The sequence below is a fragment of the Acidovorax sp. GW823-FHT02H02 genome (assembly GCF_058797075.1).
On record NZ_JBXAJH010000002.1, the window covers coordinates 139969 to 159401 of the forward strand.

The 19433-nt window shown below is 60.5% G+C and carries 18 protein-coding genes and 1 tRNA gene; all 19 read right to left on the reverse strand.

From position 1 onward, the window contains the following. Nucleotides 1-15: 15 nt before the first annotated feature. The 19 genes from nuoN to pnp all read right to left on the reverse strand — a co-directional run bounded on the left by nuoN (nucleotide 16) and on the right by pnp (nucleotide 19245). Nucleotides 16-1509: an NADH-quinone oxidoreductase subunit NuoN gene (gene nuoN, locus AC1RDS_RS02375; RefSeq protein WP_092697089.1), complete on the reverse strand. Its 1494-nt coding sequence runs from the start codon at nucleotides 1507-1509 to the stop codon at nucleotides 16-18. Between the two features lie 24 nt (nucleotides 1510-1533). After that, nucleotides 1534-3009: an NADH-quinone oxidoreductase subunit M gene (locus tag AC1RDS_RS02380; protein WP_092697090.1), complete on the reverse strand. Its 1476-nt coding sequence runs from the start codon at nucleotides 3007-3009 to the stop codon at nucleotides 1534-1536. A gap of 13 nt (nucleotides 3010-3022) precedes the next feature. After that, a complete protein-coding gene (gene nuoL / locus AC1RDS_RS02385; RefSeq protein WP_287875919.1) occupies nucleotides 3023-5062 on the reverse strand; it encodes an NADH-quinone oxidoreductase subunit L in 2040 nt (679 codons plus the stop codon). Between the two features lie 28 nt (nucleotides 5063-5090). Continuing rightward, a complete protein-coding gene (gene nuoK / locus AC1RDS_RS02390; RefSeq protein ID WP_287875917.1) occupies nucleotides 5091-5399 on the reverse strand; it encodes an NADH-quinone oxidoreductase subunit NuoK in 309 nt (102 codons plus the stop codon). Further along, on the reverse strand, nucleotides 5396-6064 hold the full coding sequence (locus AC1RDS_RS02395; RefSeq protein WP_287875915.1) for an NADH-quinone oxidoreductase subunit J: 669 nt from the start codon (nucleotides 6062-6064) through the stop codon (nucleotides 5396-5398). The genes nuoK and AC1RDS_RS02395 overlap by 4 nt, the downstream gene beginning before the upstream one ends. 52 nt (nucleotides 6065-6116) lie before the next feature. Continuing rightward, nucleotides 6117-6629 (reverse strand): NADH-quinone oxidoreductase subunit NuoI, encoded by a 513-nt coding sequence (gene nuoI, locus AC1RDS_RS02400; RefSeq protein ID WP_092697092.1) that lies wholly within the window; start codon nucleotides 6627-6629, stop codon nucleotides 6117-6119. A gap of 12 nt (nucleotides 6630-6641) precedes the next feature. Next, the gene (nuoH, locus tag AC1RDS_RS02405) at nucleotides 6642-7724 is read right to left on the reverse strand and encodes an NADH-quinone oxidoreductase subunit NuoH (RefSeq protein ID WP_092697093.1); all 1083 of its coding nucleotides are present in this window, start codon (nucleotides 7722-7724) and stop codon (nucleotides 6642-6644) included. Next, nucleotides 7721-9856, reverse strand: coding sequence for an NADH-quinone oxidoreductase subunit NuoG (nuoG, locus tag AC1RDS_RS02410; protein WP_092697094.1), 2136 nt, complete (start codon nucleotides 9854-9856; stop codon nucleotides 7721-7723). The genes nuoH and nuoG overlap by 4 nt, the downstream gene beginning before the upstream one ends. A 15-nt stretch (nucleotides 9857-9871) precedes the next feature. Then, the gene (nuoF, locus tag AC1RDS_RS02415; protein WP_092697095.1) at nucleotides 9872-11227 is read right to left on the reverse strand and encodes an NADH-quinone oxidoreductase subunit NuoF; all 1356 of its coding nucleotides are present in this window, start codon (nucleotides 11225-11227) and stop codon (nucleotides 9872-9874) included. Continuing rightward, entirely contained in the window at nucleotides 11224-11715 is a 492-nt protein-coding gene (locus tag AC1RDS_RS02420; protein ID WP_092697096.1) for an NADH-quinone oxidoreductase subunit NuoE family protein, read from the reverse strand. The genes nuoF and AC1RDS_RS02420 overlap by 4 nt, the downstream gene beginning before the upstream one ends. Continuing rightward, entirely contained in the window at nucleotides 11712-12965 is a 1254-nt protein-coding gene (locus tag AC1RDS_RS02425) for an NADH-quinone oxidoreductase subunit D (protein WP_092697097.1), read from the reverse strand. The genes AC1RDS_RS02420 and AC1RDS_RS02425 overlap by 4 nt, the downstream gene beginning before the upstream one ends. Before the next feature lie 27 nt (nucleotides 12966-12992). Next, nucleotides 12993-13601, reverse strand: a complete 609-nt coding sequence (locus tag AC1RDS_RS02430) for an NADH-quinone oxidoreductase subunit C (RefSeq protein WP_092697216.1) — start codon at nucleotides 13599-13601, stop codon at nucleotides 12993-12995. 10 nt (nucleotides 13602-13611) lie between these two features. Further along, nucleotides 13612-14091 (reverse strand): NuoB/complex I 20 kDa subunit family protein, encoded by a 480-nt coding sequence (locus tag AC1RDS_RS02435; RefSeq protein ID WP_007849129.1) that lies wholly within the window; start codon nucleotides 14089-14091, stop codon nucleotides 13612-13614. 24 nt (nucleotides 14092-14115) lie between these two features. After that, complete coding sequence (locus tag AC1RDS_RS02440) at nucleotides 14116-14475, reverse strand: NADH-quinone oxidoreductase subunit A (protein WP_287875892.1); 360 nt, start codon at nucleotides 14473-14475, stop codon at nucleotides 14116-14118. A 73-nt stretch (nucleotides 14476-14548) separates the two neighbouring features. Continuing rightward, nucleotides 14549-14633 (reverse strand) — tRNA-Leu (locus AC1RDS_RS02445). A 113-nt stretch (nucleotides 14634-14746) separates the two neighbouring features. Next, entirely contained in the window at nucleotides 14747-15133 is a 387-nt protein-coding gene (gene secG / locus AC1RDS_RS02450; protein ID WP_287875890.1) for a preprotein translocase subunit SecG, read from the reverse strand. Between the two features lie 41 nt (nucleotides 15134-15174). Then, complete coding sequence (gene tpiA / locus AC1RDS_RS02455) at nucleotides 15175-15918, reverse strand: triose-phosphate isomerase (RefSeq protein WP_092697099.1); 744 nt, start codon at nucleotides 15916-15918, stop codon at nucleotides 15175-15177. Further along, a complete protein-coding gene (locus tag AC1RDS_RS02460; protein ID WP_092697100.1) occupies nucleotides 15915-16907 on the reverse strand; it encodes an NAD(P)H-quinone oxidoreductase in 993 nt (330 codons plus the stop codon). The genes tpiA and AC1RDS_RS02460 overlap by 4 nt, the downstream gene beginning before the upstream one ends. A 91-nt stretch (nucleotides 16908-16998) precedes the next feature. Then, on the reverse strand, nucleotides 16999-19245 hold the full coding sequence (gene pnp, locus AC1RDS_RS02465) for a polyribonucleotide nucleotidyltransferase (protein WP_287875885.1): 2247 nt from the start codon (nucleotides 19243-19245) through the stop codon (nucleotides 16999-17001). Nucleotides 19246-19433 lie beyond the last annotated feature (188 nt).

The window sequence follows — 19433 nt, forward strand, 5'->3', positions numbered from 1 at the left end:
ATACCCTGCTCGAACTCAGGTCGCCAGGGCCCGCACGATGGCATCGGCACACAAGGCCATCAAGCCACCAGGCAGCAAACCCAGTCCCAGTACCAGCGCGCCATTGACAGTCAAGACAACCCGAACATCCAAGGGTGCGGATACGCTGGTCGCCGTCAGGGGCGCATCAAAATACATCACCTTGACAACGCGCAAATAGTAGAAAGCACCGATCAGGGACATCACGACGGCAAACACGGCCAGCGCAATATAGAGCCCTTGCCCCGATGCCACCAATGCCTGCAATACCGACAACTTGGCGTAAAAACCCACCAGTGGCGGAATGCCCGCCATGGAGAACAGGCAGACGGCCATCACGCCGGCATACAGCGGACTGCGCTGGTTCAGGCCCGCCAGATCCGCAATCTCTTCGCTTTCAAAGCCTTCGCGGGCCAGCAACAGGATCACGCCAAACGCAGCCAGGGTGGTCAGAACATAGCTCACCACGTAAAACATGGCGGAACTGTAGGCACTCTCCACAGCGGCGGCATCCACATTGCCGTTGATCACACCCGACAACAGGCCCAGCAAGACAAAGCCCATCTGTGCAATGGTGGAGTAAGCCAGCATGCGCTTCAGATTGGTCTGCGCAATGGCGGCCAGGTTACCCACCAGCAGCGAGCCAATGGCCAGCACCGCAAGCATCTGCTGCCAATCGATGGCCAGGGGCAGCAACCCATCCACCAGCAGCCGGATGGCGATCGCAAATGCGGCGAGCTTGGGCGCGCCACCGATCATCAGTGTCACGGCCGTGGGCGCACCCTGGTAAACATCGGGAATCCACATGTGGAACGGCACCACACCCAGCTTGAAAGCCAGGCCTGCGACCACGAAGACCAGTCCGAACACCAGCACCTGGTGCCGGATCTGGCCGGAATTGACGGCCTTGAACACTTGCCCGATATCGAGCGATCCCGTGGCGCCATACAGCATCGACAGACCATAAAGCAGGAAACCGCTGGCCATGGCACCGAGCACGAAATACTTCATGGCGGCCTCAGTGGCCGTTGCGTTGTCCCGGCGCAATGCCACCAGGGTGTAACTGGACAGGGTCAGCAGCTCCAGGCCCAGGTAGATCACCAGAAAGTTGTTGCCGGAGATCATGATGGACATGCCCAGCAACGCCAGCATCGACAGGGTGAAAAATTCACCACCACGCAACATGTCACGATCGGCAGCGTAAGGGCGCCCGTAGACCAGCGTCACCATCATGGCCACGGTGGCGAAACATTTGAGCCAGTTGCCCATGGCATCACTGACGACCATGTTGCCGAAACCGTAGAACGTGTTTCCGCTGCTGGCATACAGCCCCTGCAGGGCGGCAACCACGGCCAGCGTGAGCATGGTGAGGACATAAGTACCGGTACGGCGTGGGCTGCGGACCCCCAGGTCCACCAGCATGATCACGCAGGCCATGACCAGCAGCACGATCTCGGGGTAAACGGCAAGCCAGCTGATGTTGTCAATCATCTCGAATCTCTCAGTTCAGTCTGGTCAGTTCAGCTTGGACAGGGCCACATGCTTGAGCAACTCCGCCACAGAGGTGTCCATCACGTCGGTGAAGGGGCGTGGATAAAGGCCCATCGCCAGCACGGCAATCGCCAGCAGCGACATCACGAGGAATTCACGGCTGTTGATATCGGAGAGCTCCTTGACGTGATCGTTGGCAACAGGGCCCAGATAGACCCGCTTGAACATCCAGAGCGTATAAGCGGCGCCAAAGATCAACGCCGTGGCGGCTGCGCCACCGATCCAGAAATTGGCTTTCACCGCACCCAGGATCACCATCCACTCGCCCACGAATCCGGCGGTTCCCGGCAGTCCGCAATTGGCCATGGCAAACAGCAAGGCAAATGCCGTGAAGTTCGGCATGGTATTGACGACGCCACCATAAGCAGAAATTTCGCGGGAATGCACCCGGTCGTACAGCACGCCAATCGAAAGGAACATGGCACCGGAGACAAAGCCATGCGCAATCATTTGCACCAGACCGCCCGAAACACCCAGATCATTGAAGATGAAGAAACCGAGCGTGACAAAACCCATGTGCGCCACGGAGGAGTAAGCCACCAGCTTTTTCATGTCCTTCTGGACCAGTGCCACCAGGCCCACATAAATCACGGCCACCAGGGACAGCGCAATCATGAGCCAAGCCCATTCGCGCGACGCATCCGGCGCAATCGGCATGGAGAAACGCAGAAAACCGTAGGCTCCCAGCTTCAACATGATGGCCGCCAGAACAGCGGAGCCACCGGTGGGGGCTTCCACGTGCACGTCGGGCAGCCAGGTGTGGACCGGCCACATGGGTACCTTGACCGCAAACGCGGCGAAGAAAGCAAAGAAAAGCAGCGTCTGCGCGGTGGCGCTGAGCGGCAACTGGTGCCATGCAGCGATGTCGAAACTGCCACCCGACTGGTTGTACAGGAAGATGAGCGCAATCAACATCAACAGCGAGCCGAGCAGCGTGTAGAGGAAGAACTTGAACGCCGCGTAGATCTTGTTGGGCCCGCCCCAGATACCGATGATCAGGTACATCGGAATCAGGGTTGCCTCAAAGAACACGTAGAACAACAGGCCGTCAAGGGCGCAGAACACACCGATCATCAACCCCGAAAGGATCAGAAAGGCACCCATGTACTGGTTGACGCGCTCGGTGATCGACTCCCAGGATGCGATCACCACGATGACCGTGATAAACGCGGTAAGTGGCACAAACCAGAAGGAAATGCCATCCACACCCAGGTGGTAATGGACATTGAAACGCTCAATCCAGGTGGTCTTTTCGACAAACTGCATGGCCGCAGTACCCAGCTTGAAGCCATCGTACAGAGGCAGCGTTACCAACAAGCCGATGATGGCGCCAATCAGCGCGACCCAGCGGACGGCACGGGCGTGTTCATCCCGCCCGACCGCCAGCAGCAGAACACCAAAGACGATTGGCGTCCAGATTGCAAGACTCAACAGACCCATTTTGTTCTTTTCCTTATTTGATGAGCTGCAGGAAATAGTCGCGCCAGACAAACCAGGTCATCAGCGCAAACACGCCCAGAATCATCACCAGGGCATAGTGGAAGATGAACCCGGTCTGCATCCAGCGCACCACGCCGGAAATCCAGCCCACCAGCTTCCACGATCCATTGACCAGGGCACCATCAATGATGGCGCGGTCTCCCACTTTCCACAGACCCGAGCCGAGGGCGCGTGCACCACGCGCCAGGATGTTCTCGTTGAGCCAGTCCAGGTAGTACTTGTTTTCCAGCAGCGCATAGAGCGGCTGCACGCGTGCCTTGATGGCCGTGGGCAAAGCGGGATTGACCATGTACATGTAGTAGGACAACGCCACACCCGCCAGCGCCAGCCAGAACGGGGCCGTCTGCAATCCATGCAGGGCCATGGCCATGGGACCGTGGAAGATTTCGGCCAGTTTGGCCATGGCGGGATGCTTGACTGCATCCACAAAAATCACGTCCTTGAAGAAGTCGCCAAACAGCATGGGCTGGATGAACATGAAACCCACCACGACAGACGGGATAGCCAGGAGAACCAGCGGTACCGTGACCACCCATGGCGATTCGTGGGGCTCATGGTGCTCGCCATGACCATGTCCATGATCGTCCGCATGGTGCGCATCTGGATTCTGGTCAAAGCGTTCCTTGCCATGGAACACCAGGAAATACATGCGGAACGAATAGAACGCCGTGATGAAGACACCTGCCAATACGGCAAAGTGGGCAAACCCAGCAGCTGGCAGGTGGCTGAAATGGACGGCCTCGATGATGCTGTCCTTGGAATAGAAACCCGAGAACAGGGGTGTGCCGATCAGCGCCAGCGAACCGAGCAGCGAAGTAATCCAGGTGATGGGCATGTACTTGCGCACGCCGCCCATCCAGCGGATGTCCTGGTTGTGGTGCATGCCCATGATGACCGAACCAGCGCCCAGGAACAAAAGCGCCTTGAAGAACGCGTGGGTCATCAGGTGGAACACGGCCACCGAGTAGGCCGAGGCCCCCAGGGCCACCGTCATGTAGCCGAGTTGCGACAAGGTGGAATAAGCCACCACGCGCTTGATGTCATTCTGGATGATGCCCAGAAAGCCCATGAACAGGGCCGTGATGGCGCCAATGACCAGAATGAAATTGAGCGCCGTATCCGACAGTTCAAACAGCGGCGACATGCGGGCCACCATGAAAATGCCGGCCGTCACCATGGTTGCCGCGTGAATCAGAGCGGAAATGGGGGTTGGACCCTCCATCGAATCGGGCAGCCACACATGCAATGGAAACTGGGCGCTTTTGCCCATGGCACCAATGAACAGGCAGATACAGATGACCGTGATGAGCATCCAGTCGGTTCCCGGGAAGGACAGACCACCCAGTTCAGCCGTTTTGCCAAACACCTCGCCGTAATTGAGGGTGCCGGTATATGCCGCTATCAATCCAATGCCCAGAATGAATCCGAAGTCACCCACACGATTGACCAGGAAGGCCTTCATGTTGGCGAAGATGGCAGAGGGCTTGTTGAACCAGAAACCAATCAGGAGGTACGAGACCAGACCCACCGCTTCCCAGCCAAAGAAAAGCTGCAACAGGTTGTTGCTCATGACCAGCATGAGCATGGAGAACGTGAACAGCGAAATGTAGGCAAAGAAACGGTTGTAGCCGTCGTCCTCTTCCATGTAGCCGATGGTGTAGATATGCACCATGAGCGACACGAAAGTCACCACCACCATCATCATGGCGGTAAGACTGTCGATGAGGAAGCCGACTTCCATCTTGAGCCCGCCCACGACCATCCAGGTGTAGAGCGTCTCATTGAAGCGTGCGCCATCCAGAGCCACGCTCTTGAGCGTCATGGCCGACAGGATGAAGGCCACCAGCACACCCAGGATGGTCAGCGTGTGGCTGAGGCGTCGGCCGATCCAGTTGCCACCAAAGGTGGTGCCAAGGATGCCGGCCAGCAAGGCGCCCGCCAGCGGCGCCAGCGGAACCGCCAGAAGCGTTGAAGCAGAAAGGGTTTGACTCATTCTTGAGAACCTTGGGAATGCGTGCGACTCAACCCTTGAGGGTGTTGAGGTCGTCCGCGTTGATGCTGGTCTTGTTGCGGAACAGCAGCACCAGAATGGCCAGACCGATGGCCGACTCGGCCGCAGCCACCGTCAGGATGAAAAACACGAAAACCTGGCCGTGCATGTCGCCCAGATAGTGCGAGAACGCCACGAAGTTCATATTGACCGCAAGCAACATCAATTCGATCGCCATCAGCAAAACGATCAGGTTCTTGCGATTCAGGAAAATACCGATCACGGCAAGGGCGAACAACATGGCGCCCAGTGAAAGAAAGTGGCCCAGCGTCAATGTCATGCTTTTTTCTCCTCGCCCGCAGGCTCACTGGCGACTTCGGGGGCGGGTTTCTGGGTTGCCGCCAGCTTCACCACCTGCAGACGATCACGCGCCCGCACCCTGATCTGCGTCGAGGGGTCGATCGCCTTGGTGTCCTTGCGCTGACGCAGCGTCAAGGCAATGGCGGCAATCATGGCCACCAGCAAAATGACGGCGGCAATTTCCACGGGATACAGATATTCCGTATAGAGCAATTTGCCCAGCGCCTTGGCGTTGGAGTAGGGAACCACCTGCCCCGCCGCATCCAGCACGACCGCGACGGCCTTGGGTTCATCCATGCCCCGAAAGCCACCCATGAGAACTGCCGCCATTTCCAGGGCGATCATGGCGCCCACGAAGGCGGCCAGCGGAAAATGCTTCCAGAAACCCTTGCGTATCGTATCGATGTGGATATCCAGCATCATCACCACGAACAGGAAAAGCACCATGACCGCCCCCAGATACACCAGGACCAGCACGATGGCGAGAAACTCCGCCTTGAGCAGCAACCAGATCGCAGCAGCCTGAGAGAAGGCCAGGATCAGGTTCAGCACCGCATGCACGGGATTGCGCGCGGTAATCACCCGGAATGCTGCGAACAGCAGCACCACCGAGAAGAGATAGAAAAAACCAGTCTTGGCGTCCATGAATCGGTTCTTTGTAGAAAGTCTGGCCTAAGGAACTCGCATCAGTACCGCATTAGCGGTACTTGGCGTCAGCGGCCTTGGCCGCAGCGATTTCACCTTCGTAGCGGTCACCCACCGCCAAAAGCATGTCTTTGGTGAAATACAGATCGCCCCGCTTCTCCCCGTGGTATTCGAGGATGTGCGTTTCAACGATCGAGTCCACCGGGCAGCTCTCTTCGCAAAATCCACAGAAGATGCATTTGGTCAGGTCGATGTCGTAACGCGTCGTGCGGCGCGATCCATCCTCACGCACATCCGACTCGATGGTGATGGCCATCGCAGGGCAGACAGCTTCACACAGTTTGCAGGCAATGCAACGCTCTTCACCGTTGTCATAGCGGCGCAATGCATGCAGCCCCCGGAAACGCGGCGACAAAGGCGTTTTTTCCTCGGGGAACTGCACCGTCACCTTGCGGCGAAAGGCGTAGCGTCCGGTCAGGGCCATGCCCTTGACCAGCTCCACCAACATGAAGCTCTTGAGAAAGTCTTTGAACGAAAAAGGTGCAGCAGCAGCAACAGCAGTCATTTGTGTCCCCGCTTATTTCCAGATATTCCACGGCGAGAGCAACCACCCGCCAACAATGAGCAGCCACACCAGCGTGACCGGAATGAAGATTTTCCAGCCCAGACGCATGATCTGGTCGTACCGGAAACGGGGGAAAGTCGCCCGGATCCAGATAAACATCGACACCACGGCAAAGGTCTTCAGACCCAGCCAGATCCAGCCCGGAATCCAGTTGAACAGCGCGCTGTCAATGGGAGACAACCAGCCACCGAGGAACATCAGCGCGGCCAGAATGGACACCAGCCACATGCTGGCGTATTCGGCCAGGAAGAAAATGGCAAAACCCATGCCCGAATACTCAACCATGTGTCCCGCCACAATCTCGGCCTCTCCCTCCACCACGTCAAACGGGTGGCGGTTGGTTTCTGCCACGCCGGAGATCAGGTACACCAGGAAAATCGGCAGCAGGGGCAACCAGTTCCACGACAGGAAACCCAAACCCTTGTCGGCGGCCATGCCACGCCCCTGCCCCATCACGATTTCGGTCAGGTTCATGCTGCCAGACACCATGATCACCACCAGGAAGCAAAAGCCCATGGCGATTTCATAGCTGACCATCTGCGCCGAAGCCCGCAATGCTCCCAGAAAGGCGTACTTCGAATTGGACGCCCACCCGGCAATGATCACGCCATAGACTTCGATGGAAGTAATGGCCATCACCAGCAGCAGGCCCGCATTCACATTGGCCAGAGCGACGTCTGGGCCAAAGGGAATCGCCACCCAGGCCGCCAGTGCGGGCATGATGGCCATGACCGGCCCCAGCACAAAGAGGCCTTTGCTCGCCGCGGTAGGCTGGATGATTTCCTTGGTCAGCAGCTTCAAGGCGTCCGCAATCGGCTGCAGCAGTCCGAAGGGGCCGACCCGGTTGGGACCATGGCGAACCTGCATGAAGCCCAGCAGCTTGCGCTCCCACAGCGTCAGGTAGGCAACCGCACCCATCAGCGGCGCCAGGATCACCACAATTTTCAGCAGGATCCAGAGTACGGGCCAGACGATGGCAGTCCACCAGCCATAGCTCAACAGGTTCAAACCTGCGTTGTGGATTGCATCAATCATGCCGCGACTCCTTCCTGCGCACGACGTGCATCCGCCGTCAGTTGCAACGAAGTGGCCCGTCGCACCAGTCCGTCCAGCTGGTAGATGGACGCCACGACCGGCTCACCCACTGCAGAGTTGGCAGCCTGTGGCAGCATGGCCTGGGCGTTATTCAACAGCGCAGATGACACCGTTGCCGTGCCACCTGCCGGAGTGCCGGTCGCCTTGGCAAGCACATCCTGGGACGTCTCGAAATCAAAACCCGGAACGTTCAGCAGATTGGCCAGCACCCGCAGCACCTTCCAGGCAGGCCGGGTTTCACCCAACGGCCGGACGACTGCATGGAAACTCTGCAAACGGCCTTCGGCGTTCACAAAGCTGCCCGATGTCTCGGTAAATGGTGCAATCGGCAGCAAGACATCGCTGAAAGCCATGTTGGCCTTGAACGGGCTCAGCGTGACCACCATATCGGTCTTGGCAAGCGCCTGACAAGCGGCTTCACCACCGGCCGCATCAAAGGCGGGCTCGGTATTCAGCAGGATGGCAGCTTTCAGGCTTCCACCAAGCATCTGGCCGGCATTCTGACCACCGTTGACAGGCATGGCACCGGCAAACTGTGCTCCCACCGTGTTGGCAGCCTCCGTGAGGTAACCCACCGTGGCGCCCGCCTGTTCACCGATCCACTGCGCCAGCGCCAGCAAGCGGCTGGCATGTGCATGGTGCGCAGCTGCGTTCCCGAGCAAGATGGCCTTGCGCTCGCCACCCAGCAGGGAACGGGCGATGGCCAAAGCCGAGCCGTCCACCGGAGCGGTCCCATCGGGAGCCGGTATGCCTTTTTCCTGGGCAATGGCGGCGGCAACGCTGGCGAGCGCCTGTTCCCATGCGCCGGACTGCTGCACCAGCGTGTGTGCCACGGGCATGGCCCAGTCATAAACTTCAGAATTGATGGCACTGACCGCACAACCATGGCGCGCTGCCTGGCGAATACGCTGTGCAAACAGCGGATGGTCCTTGCGCAGGTTGGAGCCGACCACCAGCACACGCTGCAAAGTGGAAAGCGATGCGATGGAGGTGCCCAGCCAGCGAATTCCGGCTGGTGCCGGGAATTCGGCATTGCGCAGCCGGTAGTCGATGTTCTCGCTGCCCAGTCCACGCACCAGGGAGCCTGCCAGATACAGCTCTTCCAGCGTGCTGTGCGGGCTCACCAGGGCGCCAATAGCGCCAGCGCCATGGTCGTTGCGAACGCAGCGCAAACCGTTGGCGACATATTCGAGTGCCGTCTGCCAGTCCACCTCTTGCCAGGTGCCGCCCTGCTTGAGCATGGGCCGGGTCAGGCGTTCGTCGCCGTTGAGCGCTTCATACGAAAAGCGGTCGCGGTCCGCAATCCAGCATTCGTTGACCTCTTCGTTCTCAAACGGAACGACGCGCATGACCTTGTGATTCTTCACCTGGACAATGAGGTTGGCGCCGGTGGAGTCATGGGGGCTGACCGACTTGCGGCGCGAAAGCTCCCAGGTGCGGGCGCTGTAGCGGAAAGGCTTGCTGGTCAACGCACCCACCGGGCAGATGTCGATCATGTTGCCCGAGAGCTCGGAATCGATCGTTTCGCCCGTCACGGTGGTAATCTCGGAGTGTTCACCCCGATGGATCATGCCCAGTTCCATGACGCCAGCCACTTCCTGGCCGAAGCGCACACAGCGGGTGCAGTGGATGCAACGGCTCATCTCCTCCATGGAGATCAGCGGGCCCACATCCTTGTGGAGCACCACGCGTTTTTCCTCTTCGTAACGCGACGAGGAAGCACCATAGCCAACGGCCAGATCCTGCAGCTGGCATTCCCCGCCCTGGTCGCAGATGGGGCAATCGAGCGGGTGATTGATGAGCAGAAACTCCATCACCGACTTCTGCGCCTGAATGGCTTTGTCGGTCTTGGTGCGCACGATCATGCCTTGCGTCACCGGAGTGGCGCATGCAGGCATGGGCTTGGGCGCTTTTTCGACGTCCACGAGGCACATGCGGCAATTGGCCGCAATCGACAATTTCTTGTGATAGCAGAAGTGGGGAATGTAGGTGCCAGCCTTTTCGGCAGCATGCATCACCATGGAGCCCTCGGTGACTTCTACCTTCTGACCGTCCAGTTCAATTTCAACCATATGCTTTTCTCGCGATCAGGCAGAGGGCGCAGCCTGAGGGGTCTTGTTCCGGATCAACGCTTCGAACTCGGGGCGGAAGTGCTTGATCATGGCGCGCACAGGCATTGCCGCAGCATCGCCCAGGGCGCAGATGGTGCGTCCCATGATGTTGCTGGCCACGGAATCGAGCACCTCCATGTCGGCAGGACGACCCTCACCACGATGGATGCGGTCCACCAGACGCCAGAGCCAGCCCGTGCCTTCGCGGCATGGCGTGCACTGTCCGCACGACTCATGCATGTAGAAATAGGACAGGCGCTTGAGGGACTCCACCATGCAGCGCGAATCGTCCATGACGATGACGGCACCCGAACCCAGCATGGAGCCGGCCTTGGCAATGGAGTCATAGTCCATGGTGCATTCCATGATGATGGATGCCGGCAACACGGGTGACGACGAGCCGCCAGGAATCACGGCCTTGAGCTGGCGCCCCGTCCGTACACCACCCGCCAATTCGAGGAGCTTGGCAAACGGCGTGCCCATGGGCACCTCGTAATTGCCGGGACGCTCCACATCGCCACTGACCGAGAAGATCTTGGTACCACCGTTGTTGGGCTTGCCGCAGGCAAGGTAGGCTGCGCCACCGTTGCGGATGATCCACGGCACCGCCGCAAAGGTTTCGGTGTTGTTGATGGTCGTGGGCTTGCCATAGAGGCCGAAGCTGGCCGGGAATGGCGGCTTGAAGCGGGGCTGCCCCTTCTTGCCTTCCAGCGATTCGAGCAAGGCCGTTTCTTCGCCGCAGATGTACGCGCCAAACCCGTGGTGCGCATGCAGCTGAAAACTAAAGCCGCTGCCCAGGATGCCGTTGCCCAGATAACCCGCAGCGCGCGCCTCTTCCAGCGCGGCCTCGAAGCGCTCGTAGACCTGGAAGATTTCACCGTGGATGTAGTTGTAGCCCACGCTGATACCCATCGCGTAGGCAGCAATGATCATGCCCTCGATCACGATGTGCGGGTTGTACATCAGGATGTCGCGGTCCTTGCAAGTACCTGGCTCACCCTCGTCCGAGTTGCACACCAGGTACTTCTGCCCGGGGAACTGCCGTGGCATGAAGCTCCACTTCAGGCCGGTGGGAAAACCCGCACCGCCACGACCCCGCAGACCGGACTCCTTCACGGTCGCAATCACCTGGTCCTGCGTGAGCCCCTCACCACCATCCTTGCCCAGGATGGCGCGCAGCGCCTGGTAGCCACCACGCGCTTCATAGTCCTTGATACCCCAGTTGGAGCCATTCAGGTCGGCGTAGATCTGGGGCGCAATGTGGCGGTCATGGAAGCAGGTTTCGACACCTGCCGCCTGGAATTGTGCAAGCACCTGGGCAGCCGTCGTCATTGCTTGGCCTCCACTGCACGCAGGCTGTCAACCAGTTGGTCGAGCTTGTCATTGCCCATGAAGCTGCACATGTTGCGGTCGTTCACCAGCATCACGGGCGCATCGGCGCAGGCACCGAGGCACTCGCATTGCTGCAGGGTGAACAGGCCGTCCGACGTGGTTTCCCCCATGGAAATGCCCAGCTTGTGCTCAAGGTGCTCCAGCGCCTTGCCGCCGTCACGCAACAGGCATGGCAGATTGGTGCAGACGTTGAGCTTGTACTTGCCCACCGCCTGCTGGTTGTACATGTTGTAGAAGGTGGTGACTTCGTGCACGGCGATCTGCGGCATGCCGAGGTACTCGGCAATACCCGCTTCACTGGCTTCGCTGACATGGCCCTGCTCCTGCTGCACGATGGACAGGCAGGCCATCACGGCCGACTGCTTCTGCTCCGGCGGGTACTTGGCCACTTCTCGCGCGAATCGCGCTTTGGTCGCTTCGGTAATCATCGATCAATCTCTCCGAACACGATATCCATGGTCCCAATGATGGCCACGGCGTCCGCAATCATGTGGCCCCGGGCCATTTCATCCAGCGTGGCCAGATGCGCAAAACCGGGGGCACGGATCTTCAGGCGATAGGGTTTGTTGGCACCATCGCTCACCAGATAGATGCCAAATTCCCCCTTGGGATGCTCCACTGCCGCATAGGCTTCGCCCTCGGGAACATGGAACCCTTCAGTGAACAGCTTGAAATGGTGGATCAGCTCTTCCATGTTGGATTTCATGGATTCGCGATCAGGCGGTGCAATCTTGTGGTTGTCGGTGATCACTGGCCCCGGGTTGGCACGCAGCCAGTCCACACATTGCTTGATGATGCGGTTGGACTCGCGCATTTCCTGCATGCGCACCAGATAGCGGTCATAGCAGTCGCCCGTCTTGCCCACAGGCACGTCGAAGTCCATGCGGTCGTAAACGTCGTAGGGCTGCGTCTTGCGCAAATCCCACGCAATGCCGGAGCCGCGCAGCATGGGACCGGTCATCCCCAGATTCAGCGCCCGCTCGGGCGTCACCACGCCGATACCCACGGTGCGCTGCTTCCAGATGCGGTTGTCGGTGAGCAGGGTTTCGTACTCGTCCACACAACCCGGGAAGCGCTGGGTGAAGTCGTCAATGAAATCAAGCATCGAACCCTGGCGGTTCTTGTTCATGGCCTCCAGGGCCTTGGCATTCTTGATCTTGCTGACCTTGTACTGCGGCATGCTGTCCGGCAGATCACGGTACACACCGCCGGGCCGGAAATACGCCGCATGCATGCGCGCACCGGACACGGCTTCGTACATGTCAAACAGGTCTTCGCGCTCGCGGAAGGTGTAGATCAGGATGGTGGAGCTGCCGCAATCGTTGCCATGCGAGCCGAGCCACATCAGGTGGTTCAGCAGACGCGTGATTTCAGCAAACATCACACGGATGTACTGCGCGCGCAGCGGCACTTCGATGCCCAGCAGTTTTTCAATCGCCAGGCAGTAGGCATGCTCGTTGCACATCATCGAGACGTAATCGAGCCGGTCCATGTAAGGCAGCGACTGGATATAGGTCTTGTGCTCGGCCAGCTTTTCGGTAGCCCGGTGCAGCAGACCAATATGCGGGTCGGCGCGCTGCACCACTTCGCCATCGAGCTCCAGCACCAGACGCAGCACACCGTGCGCGGCCGGGTGCTGCGGACCAAAATTCAGGGAATAGTTCTTGATTTCCGCCATGATGGATCACGTGAGACGCCCAGCGGCTCAGTGCAGGCCTCCGTACTTGTCTTCGCGAATAATGCGGGGCGTGATTTCCCGAGGCTCGATGGACACGGGCTCATAGACCACGCGCCGCTGCTCGGTGTCGTAGCGCATTTCCACATGCCCGGACAGCGGAAAATCCTTGCGGAAGGGGTGGCCGATGAAGCCATAGTCGGTCAGGATGCGGCGCAGGTCGCTGTGGCCATCGAACACGATGCCGAACAGGTCAAAGGCCTCGCGCTCGTACCAGTTGGCCGAGTTCCACAGATCGGACACCGACGCCACCACCGGAAAATCATCGTCCGGGCAGAACACCTTGACGCGCACGCGCTGGTTCAGGCTGACGGACAGCAGGTGCGACACCACGCCATAGCGGGCACCCTCGTTCACGGCGTCGGCATAGGCAGAATAGTCCACGCCACACAGGTCGATGAGCTGCTCGAAGCGGCAACCCTCGGCATCGCGCAACACGCGCATGGCATCCAGGTAATCAGCAGCAGCCACCACCACCGTGACTTCGTCCAGGGCCACCGTGATTTGGAGCGCCCGGGCGCCCAGGGCCGCAGCAATGTTGTCTTGGAGTTTTTCCGGCCGAATGGCAACAGCAGTCATCATCAACCCTTCAGACACGAGCAATGGTGTTGGTGCGGCGGATCTTCTGCTGCAACTGGATGATGCCGTAGATCAACGCTTCGGCCGTGGGCGGGCAGCCAGGCACATACACGTCCACCGGCACGATGCGGTCACAGCCACGCACCACGGAATAGCTGTAGTGGTAGTAGCCACCGCCATTGGCGCACGACCCCATCGACAGAACCCAGCGCGGCTCCGACATCTGGTCATACACCTTGCGCAAAGCCGGTGCCATCTTGTTGCAAAGCGTGCCGGCAACAATCATCAGATCGGACTGTCGCGGGCTGGCGCGGAACACCTCGGCACCAAAGCGCCCGATGTCGTAGCGCGCAGCGGCGGCATGCATCATCTCGACCGCGCAGCATGCCAGACCAAAGGTCATGGGCCACAGGGATCCGGTCTTGGCCCAGTTCACCACGGAGTCGTAGCTCGTGGTGATGAAGCCTTCCTTCATCACGCCTTCAATCATTGCATCAGTCCTTGTGAAGCCCGCTCATTCCCAGTTCAGGGCGCCTTTTTTCCACTCGTAGGCAAAACCCACGACCAGGATGGCCAGGAAGATCACCACGGCGACAAAGCCGGTAATCCCTACCTCCTGCAGCGACACGGCCCAGGGAAACAGGAAGGCGATTTCCAGATCGAACAGGATGAAAAGAATGGCCACGAGGTAGTAGCGCACATCGAATTTCATGCGCGCATCCTCGAAGGCTTCGAAGCCACATTCGTAAGGGGAGTTCTTCGCCGTGTCCGGGCGATTGGGGCCCAGCACATACCCCAGGGCCAGGGGAACGACACCTACGGCGATGCCGACCAAGATAAACAAAAGGACGGGGAGGTACTGTTCGAGGTTCATCTGGAGGATGTGCTCACCGCTGTGGCCTTGCCCGTCAGAACCCTGGCCGGGTCATGCAGGCAGGCCTTTGTTTTGGTGCCGTCGGCGAGACTCGAACTCGCACAGCTTTCGCCACTACCCCCTCAAGATAGCGTGTCTACCAATTTCACCACGACGGCTGATTTTTCATCTGGATGGCATGAGGAACCTTGCGGTTTTGGCTTTCCAGACAATCCGGAATTCTACTCCGGAAAAACCCTGCTCCGGAGCCAGAAAACCAATTTAGTGCAGTTTATTTCGTCGGGATCTGCGCTGCACCCGAGGCGGGCGCTGCAGGCGCAGGAACCACCGCATTCGATCCTGCCGTCGCAGGCGCTTCCACCGAAGCCGCGGGAACCACTGCAGCCGGCGTTTCCAGCACGCTGCCCGAACTGGCGGGACGCACATTGCCAAAATAAGCCAGCGCCAGCGTCGCCACGAAGAACACCGTGGCCAGCACGCCCGTGGTGCGCGAAAGGAAGTTGGCACTACCACTGGCACCAAACAGGCTACCCGAGGAGCCGCTGCCAAAAGCGGCCCCCATGTCGGCACCCTTGCCATGCTGGACCAGGATCAGGCCAATCATGCCCAGCGCCGTCAGCATCTGCACACCCAAAATCACATTCACAAGCACATTCATTCTCTGTTCACTCCTGATTTAATCGCTGCCAGCGCAATCCCTTATTGGGCGGCAGCAATAATTTGCAAAAAGTCTTGGGCCTTCAATGCCGCACCGCCCACCAGGCCGCCGTCGATATCTGCTTGCGCCAGCAACTGCGCTGCATTGGCGGCGTTCATGCTGCCGCCGTACAGCAGGCGAATGCGGTCCGCATGTTCACTGGCGGCGGCCAACTGGGCCCGCAGCACGGCGTGCACCTGCTGGGCCTGCTCTGGCGAAGCCGTGCGCCCGGTTCCAATGGCCCAGACGGGCTCATAGGCCACCACGATTTCGCTGATGCAATGGCCGTTGAGATGGATCACCGCCGCCAGCTGGCGCTTCACGACCACCTCGGTCTGGCCAGCCTCCCGCTCGGCCAGGGTTTCACCCACGCAAACAATGGGCGTGATGCCCAGCGCCAGCGCCCGCTGCGCCTTGACGGCCACCACGGTATCGCTCTCGCCGTGGTACTGGCGGCGCTCGGAGTGCCCCACCAGCACATAGCGCACACCGAATTCCTTGAGCATGGCTGCCGAGGTTTCGCCCGTGTAGGCGCCCGCCTCATGCACCGAGACATCCTGCGCAGCCAGCGCCAGCGCCGACCCCGCCGCGATGCCCGCCACCTGCGCCAGATAAGGTGCCGGCACCGCCACCGCCACGTCGCAGGCGGGTTGCCCCATGCCAGCGATCAGGGCGCGCACCAGCGCGTCGTTGGCAGCCAGGCTGCCATTCATCTTCCAGTTGCCTGCGATGAGTTTCTTTTTCATGATGACCACGTCAAAACAATCTTGCCGATGTGCCGGTTGGACTCCATCAGCGCATGGGCCTGCGCGGCATCCGCCGCAGCGAAAGTGCTGTGAATGACCGGGCGGACCGTGCCCGCCGCGATCAGGGGCCAGACATGCTCACGCAGCGCGCGCGCAATGGCACCCTTGAACGCCACCGGGCGCGGCCGCAAGGTCGAACCCGTGATGGTCAACCGGCGCCGCAGCACCAGCCCCGCGTTGAACGCACTCTTGACCCCGCCCTGCACGGCGATGATGACCAGGCGACCGTCCTCGGCCAGGCACTCCACCTCGCGCGCCACATAGTCGCCGGCGACCATGTCCAGCACCACATCCACGCCCTTGCCGGCGGTGATGCGCTTGGCCTCCTCGACAAAGTCCTGCGTCCTGTAGTTGATGGCATGGTGCGCGCCCAGCGCCAGGCAGGCCGCACATTTTTCATCGCTGCCCGCCGTCACGATCACCGTGGCACCCAAGGCGCGCGCCAGCTGGATGGCCGTGACGCCAATGCCGCTGGTGCCGCCCTGCACCAGCAGGGTTTCGCCCGGCTGCAGGCGTCCGCGGTCGAACACATTGCTCCATACCGTGAAGAAGGTTTCGGGCAAAGAGGCCGCCTCGATGTCGCTGAGCCCGGCGGGCACCGGCAGGCACTGCTCGACCGGCGCCACGCACCACTCGGCATAGCCGCCACCAGCCACCAGCGCGCAAACGCGGTCGCCCACCTTCAAACCGGCCTTGGACAGAGCGACAGCATCGCCGCTTTCCACAACACCCGCCACTTCCAGCCCCGGAAGGTCGGAAGTACCCGGTGGCGGCGCGTAATGGCCCAGACGCTGCAACACGTCGGGCCGGTTGATGCCACTCGCACTGACGCGGATCAGCAACTCGCCCGTCCCCGCCTGGGGCATGGGGCGCTCGCCCAGGCGCAACACCTCTGGAGCACCAAAGGCCGTGATTTCTACAGCGCGCATACCGGAACCCTTCGCACGTCCATCTGAATGATTTTGACCTCCAGCACTTGTGCAACAAGTGCCAGAAGCTCCTATATCAACAGCAGATCAATCAACCGTTCAGCTGGCCCGCGCTGCCTTCGGAAGACACCGCTTGCTGCTGCTGTTGCTGCTGCTCGGCGGGCTGGCGATCACGGCCACCATCGCGGCGCTCGCCACCGCGGTCACCCCGCTCGGCCGGAGCCGGACGATCACTGCCGCCGGCTGGACGTTCGGCCAGGGCCTTCATCGACAGCTTGACGCGGCCCTTTTCGTCGGTCTCCATGACCTTGACCTTGACGATCTGGCCTTCGGTCAGGTAGTCGCCCACGCGCTCGACGCGCTCGTGCGCAATCTGGCTGATGTGCAGCAGTCCGTCCTTGCCGGGCAGCAGGTTGATCAGCGCGCCGAAGTCCAGGATCTTGGTGACCGGGCCTTCGTAGATCTTGCCGATTTCGACTTCGGCCGTGATCTGCTCGATGCGGCGCTTGGCTTCGTCGGCCTTGGCGTTGTCGGTGGCGGCGATGGTGATGGTGCCGTCTTCCTCGATGTTGATCTGGCAGCCGGTTTCTTCGGTCAGCGCACGGATCACGGCGCCGCCCTTGCCGATCACGTCACGGATCTTCTCGGGGTTGATCTTCATGGTGTAGAGCTTGGGCGCGAAGTTGCTCACCTCGGTCTTGGCTTCGCCCATGGCTTCCTGCATCTTGCCCAGGATGTGCACGCGCGCTTCCTTGGCCTGAGCCAGTGCCACCTGCATGATTTCCTTGGTGATGCCCTGGATCTTGATGTCCATCTGCAGCGCCGTGATACCGGCGGTGGTGCCTGCCACCTTGAAGTCCATGTCGCCCAGGTGATCTTCATCGCCCAGGATGTCGGTCAGCACGGCAAAGCGGTTGTCTTCCTTGATCAGGCCCATGGCGATACCGGCCACATGCGCCTTCATGGGTACGCCCGCGTCCATCATCGACAGGCAGCCGCCGCAGACCGAAGCCATCGACGAGGAGCCATTGGATTCGGTGATTTCCGACACCACGCGCATGGTGTAGGGGAACTCTTCCTTCGTTGGCAGCACGGCGACCAGCGCGCGCTTGGCCAGGCGGCCGTGGCCGATTTCGCGGCGCTTGGTGCTACCCATGCGGCCCACTTCGCCGGTGGCGAAGGGAGGCATGTTGTAGTGCATCATGAAGCGGTCTTCATACTCGCCAGCCAGCGCGTCGATGCGCTGCGCATCGCGCTCGGTGCCCAGCGTGGTCACCACCAGCGCCTGGGTCTCGCCACGCGTGAACAGGCTGGAACCGTGGGCGCGGGGCAGCACGCTGCTGCGGATTTCGATGGGGCGCACGGTGCGCGTGTCGCGGCCATCGATGCGGGGCTCGCCCGCCAGGATCTGGCTGCGCACGATGCGCGCTTCGATGTCGAACAGCATGCCTTCGACCTTGACGCTGTCGAACACGACACCGGCTTCCTTCAGGTCGGCCATGACCACGGCATAGGCCTCGCGGCAGGCGTGCGTGCGGGCCTGCTTGTTGCGGATCTGGTAGGCAGCGCGCAGCTTGCCTTCGGCCAGCTCGGTCACCTTGGCGATGAGCGATTCGTCCTTGGCGGGGGCTTTCCAGTCCCACACGGGCTTGCCGGCCTCGCGCACCAGCTCGTGAATGGCGTTGATGGCCACATTGCCTTGCTGGTGACCGAACACCACGGCACCCAGCATGATTTCTTCGGACAGTTGCTGCGCCTCGGATTCGACCATCAGCACGGCCGCTTCGGTACCGGCCACGACCAGGTCCATCTGCGAGCTCTTGCGCGCCGTCTGGCCGGGGTTGAGCACGTATTCACCGTTGATGTAGCCCACGCGCGCAGCGCCGATCGGGCCATTGAATGGGATGCCCGAGATGGCCAGCGCGGCGCTGGTGGCAATCAGGGCGGCAATGTCGGCGTCCACTTCGGGGTTCAGCGACACCGTGTGGATGACCACATGCACGTCGTTGTAGAAACCTTCGGGGAACAGCGGGCGGATCGGGCGGTCGATCAGGCGGCTGGTCAGGGTCTCGTGCTCGCTGGGCTTGGCTTCGCGCTTGAAGAAGCTGCCGGGGATCTTGCCAGCGGCGTAGGTCTTCTCGATGTAGTCCACCGTCAGCGGGAAAAAGTCCTGCCCCGCCTTGGCCACCTTGGAGGCCACCACGGTGGCCAGCACCACGGTGTCGTCGATGTTCACCAGCACGGCGCCGCCGGCCTGGCGGGCGATTTCGCCCGTTTCCATGATGACGGTCTTGTCACCCCATTGGAAAGATTTGGTGACCTTGTTGAAAATGCTCATGTTCAGCTCCTGTTTTAATAGCTGGCAGCGTTCTGCCAGATTGGCTTGGAGAGCAATTCAGAACACGATGCCATTCCAGTGAACCTGCCCGCCACCCGCGTGGTGCAAGGCCATTGGAATGACACAGCTTCGCTCTGTTTTGCGGCTCCGAAGTAAAAAACGCCTGAGCTAGCGGACTAACCCAGGCG

Excerpts from the sequence above, each read along its gene's own strand:
- nuoN (WP_092697089.1), bottom strand. The coding sequence starts at position 1,509 with ATGATTGACAACATCAGCTGGCTTGCCGTTTACCCCGAGATCGTGCTG.
- AC1RDS_RS02380 (WP_092697090.1), bottom strand. The coding sequence starts at position 3,009 with ATGGGTCTGTTGAGTCTTGCAATCTGGACGCCAATCGTCTTTGGTGTT.
- nuoL (WP_287875919.1), bottom strand. The coding sequence starts at position 5,062 with ATGAGTCAAACCCTTTCTGCTTCAACGCTTCTGGCGGTTCCGCTGGCG.
- nuoK (WP_287875917.1), bottom strand. The coding sequence starts at position 5,399 with ATGACATTGACGCTGGGCCACTTTCTTTCACTGGGCGCCATGTTGTTC.
- AC1RDS_RS02395 (WP_287875915.1), bottom strand. The coding sequence starts at position 6,064 with ATGGACGCCAAGACTGGTTTTTTCTATCTCTTCTCGGTGGTGCTGCTG.
- nuoI (WP_092697092.1), bottom strand. The coding sequence starts at position 6,629 with ATGACTGCTGTTGCTGCTGCTGCACCTTTTTCGTTCAAAGACTTTCTC.
- nuoH (WP_092697093.1), bottom strand. The coding sequence starts at position 7,724 with ATGATTGATGCAATCCACAACGCAGGTTTGAACCTGTTGAGCTATGGC.
- nuoG (WP_092697094.1), bottom strand. The coding sequence starts at position 9,856 with ATGGTTGAAATTGAACTGGACGGTCAGAAGGTAGAAGTCACCGAGGGC.
- nuoF (WP_092697095.1), bottom strand. The coding sequence starts at position 11,227 with ATGACGACGGCTGCCCAGGTGCTTGCACAATTCCAGGCGGCAGGTGTC.
- AC1RDS_RS02420 (WP_092697096.1), bottom strand. The coding sequence starts at position 11,715 with ATGATTACCGAAGCGACCAAAGCGCGATTCGCGCGAGAAGTGGCCAAG.
- AC1RDS_RS02425 (WP_092697097.1), bottom strand. The coding sequence starts at position 12,965 with ATGGCGGAAATCAAGAACTATTCCCTGAATTTTGGTCCGCAGCACCCG.
- AC1RDS_RS02430 (WP_092697216.1), bottom strand. The coding sequence starts at position 13,601 with ATGACTGCTGTTGCCATTCGGCCGGAAAAACTCCAAGACAACATTGCT.
- AC1RDS_RS02435 (WP_007849129.1), bottom strand. The coding sequence starts at position 14,091 with ATGATTGAAGGCGTGATGAAGGAAGGCTTCATCACCACGAGCTACGAC.
- AC1RDS_RS02440 (WP_287875892.1), bottom strand. The coding sequence starts at position 14,475 with ATGAACCTCGAACAGTACCTCCCCGTCCTTTTGTTTATCTTGGTCGGC.
- secG (WP_287875890.1), bottom strand. The coding sequence starts at position 15,133 with ATGAATGTGCTTGTGAATGTGATTTTGGGTGTGCAGATGCTGACGGCG.
- tpiA (WP_092697099.1), bottom strand. The coding sequence starts at position 15,918 with ATGAAAAAGAAACTCATCGCAGGCAACTGGAAGATGAATGGCAGCCTG.
- AC1RDS_RS02460 (WP_092697100.1), bottom strand. The coding sequence starts at position 16,907 with ATGCGCGCTGTAGAAATCACGGCCTTTGGTGCTCCAGAGGTGTTGCGC.
- pnp (WP_287875885.1), bottom strand. The coding sequence starts at position 19,245 with ATGAGCATTTTCAACAAGGTCACCAAATCTTTCCAATGGGGTGACAAG.